This window comes from Escherichia sp. MOD1-EC6475, assembly GCF_003046645.1.
GTDB lineage: Bacteria > Pseudomonadota > Gammaproteobacteria > Enterobacterales > Enterobacteriaceae > Escherichia > Escherichia ruysiae.
Genome location: NZ_PZKQ01000067.1, coordinates 1 through 10,458, shown reverse-complemented (window position 1 = coordinate 10,458; position 10,458 = coordinate 1). Strand labels below are relative to the sequence as shown.

General features: G+C 51.5%; 7 protein-coding genes, 1 tRNA gene and 1 CRISPR repeat array. Of the genes, 6 read left to right on the top strand and 2 right to left on the bottom strand.

Features of this window, described 5'->3' with window-relative positions:
* Together ftsK and lrp are read right to left on the bottom strand one after the other, a co-directional pair.
* Positions 1–2,414: DNA translocase FtsK (gene ftsK, locus A7589_RS20155; RefSeq protein WP_108188983.1), on the bottom strand; the 2,414-nt coding region annotated here is incomplete at its 3' end.
* A 134-nt stretch (positions 2,415–2,548) separates the two neighbouring features.
* Positions 2,549–3,043: a leucine-responsive transcriptional regulator Lrp gene (gene lrp / locus A7589_RS20150; protein ID WP_000228473.1), complete on the bottom strand. Its 495-nt coding sequence runs from the start codon at positions 3,041–3,043 to the stop codon at positions 2,549–2,551.
* 544 nt (positions 3,044–3,587) lie between these two features.
* On the opposite strand from lrp, the gene trxB reads away from it, so the two are divergent.
* From trxB to A7589_RS20115, 6 genes are all read left to right on the top strand, one after another.
* Positions 3,588–4,553 carry a thioredoxin-disulfide reductase gene (gene trxB / locus A7589_RS20140; RefSeq protein ID WP_000537426.1) on the top strand — a complete coding sequence of 322 codons (966 nt, stop codon included), beginning with the start codon at positions 3,588–3,590 and terminating at the stop codon, positions 4,551–4,553.
* 122 nt (positions 4,554–4,675) lie between these two features.
* Complete coding sequence (gene cydD / locus A7589_RS20135) at positions 4,676–6,442, top strand: heme ABC transporter permease/ATP-binding protein CydD (RefSeq protein WP_001043608.1); 1,767 nt, start codon at positions 4,676–4,678, stop codon at positions 6,440–6,442.
* Positions 6,443–8,164: a heme ABC transporter ATP-binding protein/permease CydC gene (gene cydC / locus A7589_RS20130; protein ID WP_001202147.1), complete on the top strand. Its 1,722-nt coding sequence runs from the start codon at positions 6,443–6,445 to the stop codon at positions 8,162–8,164.
* Between the two features lie 44 nt (positions 8,165–8,208).
* Positions 8,209–8,913 (top strand): leucyl/phenylalanyl-tRNA--protein transferase, encoded by a 705-nt coding sequence (gene aat / locus A7589_RS20125; RefSeq protein WP_108188982.1) that lies wholly within the window; start codon positions 8,209–8,211, stop codon positions 8,911–8,913.
* A 284-nt stretch (positions 8,914–9,197) separates the two neighbouring features.
* Positions 9,198–9,416: a translation initiation factor IF-1 gene (infA, locus tag A7589_RS20120; protein ID WP_001040187.1), complete on the top strand. Its 219-nt coding sequence runs from the start codon at positions 9,198–9,200 to the stop codon at positions 9,414–9,416.
* Between the two features lie 106 nt (positions 9,417–9,522).
* Positions 9,523–10,031: direct repeats of the CRISPR family, unit length 28 nt; unit sequence TTTCTAAGCTGCCTGTACGGCAGTGAAC.
* 338 nt (positions 10,032–10,369) lie between these two features.
* Positions 10,370–10,457, top strand: a tRNA-Ser gene (locus A7589_RS20115).
* Position 10,458: the final 1 nt, after the last annotated feature.

Sequence of the window (10,458 nt, the reverse complement as noted above, 5' to 3'; positions counted from 1 at the left end):
TGATACTGCGGCTGCGGCGCTACCGATTGCTGCGGCTGTTGATATTGCGGCTGCGGTGCTACCGGTTGTTGCGGCTGCTGATATTGCTGCTGCGGTGCTACCGGTTGCTGCGGCTGCTGATATTGCGGCTGCGGCACGACTGGTTGCTGCGGCTGCTGAACAGGTTCAACAATTGGCGTAAACAGCGGCTCGTGTGGACCATCATCCACTAACGCTTTCATCGGTGAAAATTCGAAATCATCCAGCGAGAACGGATTCGCCCCAGTCGGTTGTTCACCGGAATAACGCTGCTGCTGAGTCTGGGCAAACTGACGAGCCAGCTCAGCCTCTGCCGCAGCATCTGCATCTTCCGCGTTCACTGGCACATCATGTAGATATTGCTCGCCATAGCGTTGCTGCTGCGTCTGGGCAAACTGACGAGCCAGTTCATCCTGCTGCATCGCATCGATTTCATCATCGTTATACTGCCCGCCAGCATCGTACTGGTTGCGCTGCGCTTCACGAGCCTTCTCTTCCGCCGCTCTCTGCGATGGCAGCTTAATGCCATATGACGCCAGTTCACGACGTGTTGGTACGCGGATACGCTTCGGTCGAGGTAACTGCGGGCCAATGCCCTCTTTCACTTGCGGACGCGGCGCACCGCTATTTGCCAGGCTGAAAACAGGCGCAGCGACCGTCGCTGCGGCTCCCGTCGCCAGGGTCGCTTTTTTCACGCCCGATGCCAGCGGTGAAACAGCGGCAGCGGCTTCTACTGGAGGTACTGCTGCAACAGAAGGTGCTTTCAGCGAAGATTTGATCGGTTCTGGTTCCTTAACCGGTTCAGGAATTGGTTGATACCAGGCCGCAAGTTGTTCACGTTCACGGGCACGCTTCTCTTCCACTTCTTCAAAATAGTAAAGCGGCGGACGCGCAGGCTTTGTCTCTTCTACAACAGGCTCCGGTGTCGCGACAGGCTGCTGTTCAACAGGTTGCGGCTGTTGGTACAACGGCTCCTGAACGGCTGGCTGCGGGTAAGTTTGCTCCGCCTGGTATGTAGGCTGTGGAGCAAAAGTGGATTGCGTCTCTTCGGCTTGCCAGGCGTTACCTGCCACCGGCTGTTCCGGTGCAGATGTATAATACGGCTGTTGAACCGGCTGTTCAGGCGCAGGGGTGTCGTAAGGTTGTTGCACAGGTTGTTCCGCTGCAGGCGTATAGTATGACTGCTGTGGCGGTACAGGCTGTTGCAGCGGCTCATTATATTGCACCGCAGGCTGCGCATATTGTGGCTGCTGTGGGTAACCTTCTGCTGCAGGAGCAATAACCGGCTCGCCCGTTTGCGGCCCCGGTACAGGCTGCCAGGATACAGTAGGTTGCGCAGGTGGAACATCAACAGAGGCAACAGGCGGCGTCTGAGTAACAGGTTCAACCGGCGCGGCCCAGCTTTGCGTCGCCGTGGTTGCAGCCGCTGCGGCAGCTACAGGCTCGGTAATCGGCGCACCATTTAATAAAGGATCGTATTCGTCATATTCAGGCTGCGTTGCACGATTGCCCGAAAACAGGACGTCATCAGGATCGGCCGCTACTCCGCGCGCAGTGTAGGTAACATCTTCTTCATCATCCATCCGCTTGCCGGAGAACAACGCAGCGTCCGTTTGCCGCCCCATCGGATTAATGAATTTTTCTGCCAGGCGTTTACGACGCGCTAACGCGCCACGAAGAATACGAGCACGGCGCGATTCATGCTGTTTACCGTGGTTTTCATCTTCGTACTCTTCGTCATCGTCATACTCATCTTCATCGACCCAGGTATCATCGCGACGGGTACGATTACTGGCGAAGGTGAGAATGTTTAAAATCCAGCCGCCCAGTTTTTCGGCAATAGTCACCCAGGACCAGCCGGTAAACAGCGTCAGGCCCGCTGCCCAGACGCAAAGCAGCGCAATTGTTCCCCCACTGCTGTGTAGCAGAGGCTGCAACGTAGTGCTTAATAAGCTACCGATTACGCCACCGGAGGCAAAATACCAGATATCGTCGGCGTTAATGGCTGCCAGACCACAGGAGGTAAGGATGAGCGCCAGCACGCCAATAATACGTAGCGAAACGGCAAAATAATCAATGTATTCGTCGCTGGTCTGATGACGCCACGCAAACCAACAGCCACCGACAATGATGACGGGGATGGTGTAAGCCATCACGCCAAAAATGAAGAACAGGGTATCGGCCAGCCACGCACCAGGTGCCCCGCCTAAATTATGGATAGGCTCATGCCAGGCCGTTTGCGACCAGCTAGGATCCGAAGGATTAAAACTCAATAAAGCTGCCATCAACCAGACGGCAAACAGGACAATAAGAATCAGCAACGCCTCCAGAAGTCGGCGCCCGCTGCTTAACTTTGTCAATGTGACTTCTTTGTCTTCAGTGTATTCCTGGCTCAAGAAAGGCTCTCCAGGTTACAGGCTTTTCCTGCCCGATGCTAAAACGGACAACAGTACCAGGTTACCCCAGTACTGTTGCTGTATGGATTAACAGGAGTGTAATCAAAATACGTCGATTTTGCACCTGTTCCGTGTTAGCGCGTCTTAATAACCAGACGATTACTCTGCTTGACTTCTTCCATAACAACGTATGTCCGTGTGTCATTGACGCCAGGCAGACGCAGCAGAGTTTCCCCCAGCAGCTTACGGTAAGCTGACATATCCGGCACGCGTGTTTTCAACAGGTAGTCGAAATCACCAGATACTAAATGACACTCCTGAATTTCTTCAAGTTTTTGTACAGCGGTATTGAATTGTTCAAACACATCCGGAGCACCACGATTCAGAGTAATCTCAACGAATACCAGAAGTGATGCATCCAGATAATGCGGGTTCAGCAGTGCTGTATAGCCCTGGATAAACCCTTGTCTTTCCAGCCGACGCACGCGCTCAAGGCACGGCGTTGGGGAAAGTCCCACACGTTTAGAAAGCTCGACGTTAGAAATACGCCCATCCTTTTGCAACTCATTAAGAATGTTACGATCGATACGGTCGAGATCTTTGCCAGGGCGCTTCTTGCTATCTACCATTATTATTGTCTCTCTGTATTCCTTCCCTACTCCTGTCTGACCCTGAAAACATCACTGTTCAGAGTCGCTACCCGTCACGATAGACCGAAATCATTAAGATTCACGGCGCGCAATGCCTGGGTCTACGGTGAGAAGACCGTTGCCTGGAGGCCGCTATCGACATCACGAATGGCGTCTGTCCACGCCATGCGTAGATTTCACTAGCACGGTAAACATGGTATTTACATGCATGATTATGCGCATATAAGAATACTGTTTTTTTCTTCCTCGAATGTTTTCGCAAAACGCCAGGTGATTGTCAAAGCAAAACATCGTTTTTTAGTACAACATGCCAGTTATTCATTAACAGTCGCGTTTAATCATCATTTAATCGGCTTATAAACCGAAAAAATTAAGTAGCAGGCGTGATAATGACCGAAGAATTTGACACGCTTATCGCTTCTGACGATTGCACAAATCGTTAACAAAATCGTCATACTCTTTTTTTACGTCTGTAAATTCCCTACAATCCTGCCCATTGTCTGCCAACAACTATGGGGATCTCATGGGCACGACCAAACACAGTAAACTGCTTATCCTGGGTTCAGGCCCGGCGGGATATACCGCTGCTGTCTACGCGGCGCGCGCCAACCTGCAACCCGTGCTGATTACCGGCATGGAAAAAGGCGGCCAACTGACCACCACCACGGAAGTGGAAAACTGGCCAGGCGATCCAAACGATCTGACCGGTCCGTTATTAATGGAACGCATGCATGAACATGCCACCAAATTTGAAACTGAAATCATCTTTGATCACATCAACAAAGTGGATTTGCAGAATCGTCCGTTCCGTCTGTCTGGCGACAGCGGCGAGTACACCTGCGATGCGCTGATTATTGCTACCGGAGCTTCTGCACGCTATCTCGGCCTGCCCTCTGAAGAAGCCTTTAAAGGACGTGGGGTTTCTGCCTGTGCGACCTGCGATGGATTCTTCTACCGTAATCAGAAGGTTGCGGTTATCGGCGGCGGTAATACCGCTGTTGAAGAGGCATTGTATCTGTCTAACATTGCTTCTGAAGTACACCTGATTCACCGCCGCGATACTTTCCGCGCAGAAAAAATTCTGATTAAGCGTCTGATGGATAAAGTGGAGAACGGCAACATCATTCTGCACACCAACCGTACGCTGGAAGAAGTGACCGGCGATCAGATGGGCGTCACTGGCGTTCGTCTTCGCGATACGCAAAACAGCGATAACATCGAGTCACTCGACGTTGCCGGTCTGTTTGTTGCTATCGGCCACAGCCCGAATACCGCCATTTTCGAAGGGCAACTGGAACTGGAAAACGGCTACATCAAAGTACAATCGGGTATTCATGGTAATGCCACCCAGACCAGCATTCCGGGCGTCTTTGCCGCAGGTGACGTGATGGATCATATTTATCGCCAGGCTATTACTTCCGCCGGTACAGGCTGCATGGCGGCACTGGATGCTGAACGCTACCTCGACGGTTTAGCTGACGCAAAATAATTTTACAAATCAGTAACAAAAGTAAAGAAGGCGACACCATGCGACTATGGGTCGCCTTTATTATTCCTCCGTTGTAACATTGCCCTGCAAAAAATTCTGATAACTCACCTGCTAAGCGTGCAATGAATAAATCCCGTCAAAAAGAGTTAACCCGCTGGTTAAAACAGCAAAGCGTCATCTCCCAACGTTGGCTGAATATTTCTCGTCTGTTGGGCTTTGTGAGTGGCATATTGATAATTGCCCAGGCCTGGTTCATGGCGCGTATTCTGCAGCACATGATTATGGAGAACATCCCCCGCGAAGCCCTGCTTCTTCCCTTTACTTTACTGGTACTGACCTTTGTGTTGCGCGCATGGGTGGTCTGGTTGCGCGAACGGGTGGGGTATCACGCCGGGCAGCATATCCGTTTTGCCATCCGCCGCCAGGTTCTCGACCGTTTGCAGCAAGCAGGACCGGCGTGGATTCAGGGCAAACCGGCGGGGAGTTGGGCGACGCTGGTACTTGAGCAAATTGACGATATGCATGATTACTATGCTCGCTACCTGCCACAAATGGCGCTGGCGGTGTCAGTGCCGCTGCTGATTGTGGTAGCAATATTCCCTTCTAACTGGGCTGCGGCGCTTATTCTGCTGGGCACTGCGCCGTTAATCCCGTTGTTTATGGCGTTAGTTGGAATGGGCGCCGCCGATGCTAACCGACGTAACTTTCTCGCACTTGCTCGCTTAAGTGGGCATTTCCTCGATCGCCTGCGCGGCATGGAAACGCTGCGTATTTTTGGTCGTGGTGAAGCTGAAATTGAAAGCATTCGTTCTGCTTCTGAAGATTTCCGTCAACGGACAATGGAAGTGCTGCGACTGGCATTTTTATCCTCCGGCATTCTGGAATTCTTTACCTCGCTGTCGATTGCCCTTGTGGCGGTGTACTTTGGTTTTTCCTATCTCGGCGAGCTGGATTTTGGTCACTATGATACTGGCGTGACACTGGCTGCGGGTTTTCTGGCGCTGATCCTTGCGCCGGAGTTTTTCCAGCCATTGCGCGATCTCGGTACGTTTTATCATGCTAAAGCCCAGGCTGTTGGCGCGGCAGACAGTCTGAAAACGTTTATGGAAACCCCGCTCGCCCATCCGCAGCGCGGTGAGACGGAATTAGCATCGACCGATCCGGTGACCATTGAGGCCGAGGATCTGTTTATCACATCGCCGGAAGGTAAAACGCTGGCCGGACCGCTGAACTTTACTTTGCCAGCAGGCCAACGAGCTGTATTGGTTGGCCGTAGCGGTTCAGGTAAAAGCTCACTGTTGAATGCACTTTCCGGTTTCCTCTCATATCAGGGATCGCTACGGGTCAACGGTATCGAATTGCGCGATTTATCACCGGAATCCTGGCGCAAACATCTCTCCTGGGTTGGGCAGAATCCACAACTACCAGCAGCAACACTACGGGACAATGTGCTACTGGCGCGACCTGATGCCAGCGAACAAGAGTTACAAACAGCACTGGATAACGCATGGGTCAGTGAGTTTCTACCGCTCCTGCCACAAGGAGTTGATACGCCTGTTGGCGACCAGGCTGCCCGCCTTTCCGTAGGTCAGGCGCAGCGCGTGGCGGTGGCGCGTGCATTACTGCATCCCTGTTCGCTATTACTGTTGGATGAACCCGCTGCCAGCCTGGATGCACACAGCGAACAGCGCGTGATGGAGGCGCTGAATGCCGCCTCTCTGCGCCAGACTACGTTAATGGTCACCCACCAGTTAGAAGATCTTGCTGACTGGGATACTATCTGGGTGATGCAGGATGGTCAGATTGTCGAGCAAGGACGTTACGCGGAATTAAGCGTGGCTAACGGTCCTTTCGCTACATTGCTGGCCCATCGTCAGGAGGAGATTTAAATGCGCGCTTTGCTACCCTATCTGGCTCTGTATAAACGTCATAAGTGGATGTTAAGCCTTGGTATTGTACTGGCGATTATTACTCTGCTCGCCAGTATCGGTCTGTTGACGCTTTCCGGATGGTTCCTCTCCGCCTCAGCGGTTGCGGGCGTTGCAGGACTGTACAGCTTCAACTATATGCTCCCCGCCGCAGGGGTGCGTGGCGCAGCAATCACCCGTACCGCAGGGCGTTATTTTGAACGTCTGGTGAGTCATGACGCGACTTTCCGCGTATTGCAGCATCTGCGCATTTACACATTCAGTAAACTTTTGCCGCTCTCCCCTGCCGGGCTTGCGCGCTATCGTCAGGGCGAATTGCTCAACCGCGTCGTGGCGGATGTTGATACGCTCGATCATCTTTATTTGCGCGTTATCTCACCGCTGGTGGGCGCTTTTGTGGTGATTATGGTGGTGACAATCGGGTTAAGTTTCCTTGATTTCACCCTCGCCTTTACGCTGGGCGGCATTATGTTGCTGACGTTGTTCCTGATGCCTCCGCTATTTTATCGTGCTGGTAAAAGCACAGGGCATAATCTGACTCATCTTCGCGGGCAGTATCGCCAGCAACTGACCGCCTGGCTGCAAGGGCAAGCTGAACTGACCATTTTTGGTGCCAGCGATCGTTATCGCACGCAATTAGAGAATACTGAAATTCAGTGGCTGGAAGCGCAACGCCGTCAATCTGAACTGACCGCTTTATCGCAAGCGATAATGCTGCTAATTGGTGCGTTAGCGGTGATCCTGATGCTGTGGATGGCGTCTGGCGGCGTTGGCGGCAATGCTCAACCCGGCGCGTTAATTGCCTTGTTTGTCTTCTGTGCGTTAGCTGCGTTTGAGGCTCTGGCGCCGGTGACAGGTGCATTTCAGCATCTGGGGCAAGTCATTGCCTCTGCAGTACGGATCACTGACTTAACGGATCAAAAACCAGAAGTCACCTTCCCTGATACCCAAACCCATGTTGCCGATCAGGTTTCCCTGACGTTACGTGATGTTCAGTTCACTTATCCTGAGCAATCACAGCAAGCTCTTAAAGGGATTTCCCTTCAGGCAAACACCGGAGAACATATTGCGATTCTCGGTCGAACGGGATGCGGTAAATCAACACTGTTACAACTGCTGACCCGCGCATGGGATCCGCAACAGGGCGAGATTTTGCTTAACGGTAGCCCTATAGCCAGCCTGAATGAAACGGCTCTGCGTAAGGCCATCAGCGTTGTGCCACAGCGTGTACATCTGTTTAGCGCAACGCTGCGAGATAATCTGTTACTTGCAGCACCTGGCAGCAGTGATGAGGCTCTGGCGGAGATCTTGCGCCGCGTCGGTCTGGAGAAGCTGCTTGAAGACGCAGGACTCAACAGTTGGCTGGGTGAAGGTGGACGCCAACTCTCCGGTGGTGAACTGCGCCGTCTGGCTATCGCCCGTGCGCTATTACACGATGCGCCGCTGGTATTGCTGGACGAACCAACCGAAGGCTTAGATGCCACAACTGAAAGCCAGATCCTTGAATTGCTTGCAGAAATGATGCGTGAGAAAACGGTGTTAATGGTCACCCATAGACTTCGCGGACTCTCTCGTTTCCAACAAATAATTGTGATGGACAACGGACAAATTATTGAGCAAGGTACTCATGCAGAACTGCTTGCCAGACAGGGACGTTATTACCAGTTTAAGCAGGGTTTGTAAGCTATTATTGAACGATCCGACTTGCGTAGTGGAGTTTTGCGGTCATGCGCCTGGTTCAGCTTTCTCGCCATTCAATAGCCTTCCCTTCCCCGGAAGGCGCATTACGTGAGCCTAACGGCCTGCTGGCGCTGGGGGGCGATCTAAGCCCTGCGCGTCTGTTGATGGCTTATCAACGCGGTATTTTTCCGTGGTTTTCTCCTGGCGACCCTATTCTGTGGTGGTCGCCCGACCCTCGCGCGGTATTATGGCCAGAATCACTGCATATTAGTCGCAGTATGAAACGTTTTCATAGACGCTCGCCCTATCGTGTCACGATGAATTACGCATTTGGTCAGGTTATTGAAGGTTGTGCCAGCGATCGCGATGAAGGAACCTGGATCACGCGCGACGTGGTTGAAGCTTACTACCGCCTGCACGAGCTGGGTCATGCCCACTCTATTGAAGTCTGGCGTGAAGACGAGCTTGTCGGCGGCATATATGGCGTGGCGCAGGGAACGTTATTTTGTGGTGAGTCGATGTTCAGCCGCATGGAAAATGCGTCCAAAACGGCGCTCCTGGTATTCTGCGAAGAATTTATCCATCACGGCGGCAAATTAATCGACTGTCAGGTGCTTAATGATCACACAGCTTCGCTTGGCGCCTGCGAAATTCCCCGCAGGGATTACCTCAATTATCTTAATCAAATGCGCCAGGAACGATTACCGAATAACTTCTGGGTGCCACGACAATTGTTTTCGCCTCAGAAATGAATGTTTTCGGCACATTTCTCTCCAGAGTGTTATAATTGCGGTCGCAGAGTTGGTTACGCTCATTACTCCGCTGCCGATAAGGAATTTTTCGCGTCAGGTAACGCCCATCGTTTATCTCACCGCTCCCTTATACGTTGCGCTTTTGGTGCGGCTTAGCCGTGTGTTTTCGGAGTTATGTGCCAAACCTGTTTGTTGCGATTTAGCGCGCAAATCTTTACTTATTTACAGAACTTCGGCATTATCTTGCCGGTTCAAATTACGGTAGTGATACCCCAGAGGATTAGATGGCCAAAGAAGACAATATTGAAATGCAAGGCACCGTTCTTGAAACGTTGCCTAACACCATGTTCCGCGTAGAGTTAGAAAACGGTCACGTGGTTACTGCACACATCTCCGGTAAAATGCGCAAAAACTACATCCGCATCCTGACGGGCGACAAAGTGACTGTTGAACTGACCCCGTACGACCTGAGCAAAGGCCGCATTGTCTTCCGTAGTCGCTGATTGTTTTGCCGCCTGATGGGCGAAGAGAAAGAACGAGTAAAAGGTCGGTTTAACCGGCCTTTTTTGCGTCTGGAGTTAAGGAAGAAAATAAATATGGGGTTATGGATTTTATAACTGCCTGTGCGGCAGTGAACCACCCGCAGCCGGGGCGTATCTCCGCGTTAGCTTTCTAAGCTGCCTGTACAGCAGTGAACAAGATTTCCTGTTGGATTAAGTGCCAGCATTCTTTTCTAAGCTGCCTATACGGCAGTGAACCTGCGAAACGATCCCTGTTTGAGTATTGAGGTTTTCTAAGCTGCCTGTACGGCAGTGAACTCAAGCTTTGAGTTACTGGATGTAATTCAACATTTCTAAGCTGCCTGTACGGCAGTGAACACATTCTGCCGCTGGCAGCGATTTACGCGAGCTTTCTAAGCTGCCTGTACGGCAGTGAACTTTTGTCGCTACCAGTTCTTTGCTTTCCGCGATTTCTAAGCTGCCTGTACGGCAGTGAACATGACGTATACGAAATCAAGCACTCCCGCGCCTTTCTAAGCTGCCTGTACGGCAGTGAACAAACCCTACGAAATCCTGGCTGATTCATACAATTTCTAAGCTGCCTGTACGGCAGTGAACTGGAATAATAGCAGACTATCCTATTGATTTACTGTTAAAACTTACAAAATCCCCAATTCATACCCTTTTTCGAGGCATCAAAATAGTAATAAATAAAATCAATGCGTTACATCTCACCCTGAAAAAAGGGTCGATTGGAATGTCTTCAATCTCATATTTCCAGCGTAGCTTTTGATAAATAATTGCCCAGAGCATATACAGTCACAATCCTGGTCGGATGAACTGCGTGAACAATGCATAACCAAACAAACCAATCTAAATAAATTTTTCTTGACCGTTTTACTCCAACTCCCTATAGTAGCGCCCCGTTGCCCCATGAGGTCAGGCAACAAAAATTTGGTGAGGTGTCCGAGTGGCTGAAGGAGCACGCCTGGAAAGTGTGTATACGGCAACGTATCCGGGGTTCGAATCCCCGCCTCACCGCCAT

Bases quoted from the DNA above. Each gene is read 5' to 3' on its own strand.
- lrp (WP_000228473.1), bottom strand. From the start codon at position 3,043: ATGGTAGATAGCAAGAAGCGCCCTGGCAAAGATCTCGACCGTATCGAT.
- cydC (WP_001202147.1), top strand. From the start codon at position 6,443: ATGCGCGCTTTGCTACCCTATCTGGCTCTGTATAAACGTCATAAGTGG.
- infA (WP_001040187.1), top strand. From the start codon at position 9,198: ATGGCCAAAGAAGACAATATTGAAATGCAAGGCACCGTTCTTGAAACG.
- cydD (WP_001043608.1), top strand. From the start codon at position 4,676: ATGAATAAATCCCGTCAAAAAGAGTTAACCCGCTGGTTAAAACAGCAA.
- trxB (WP_000537426.1), top strand. From the start codon at position 3,588: ATGGGCACGACCAAACACAGTAAACTGCTTATCCTGGGTTCAGGCCCG.
- aat (WP_108188982.1), top strand. From the start codon at position 8,209: ATGCGCCTGGTTCAGCTTTCTCGCCATTCAATAGCCTTCCCTTCCCCG.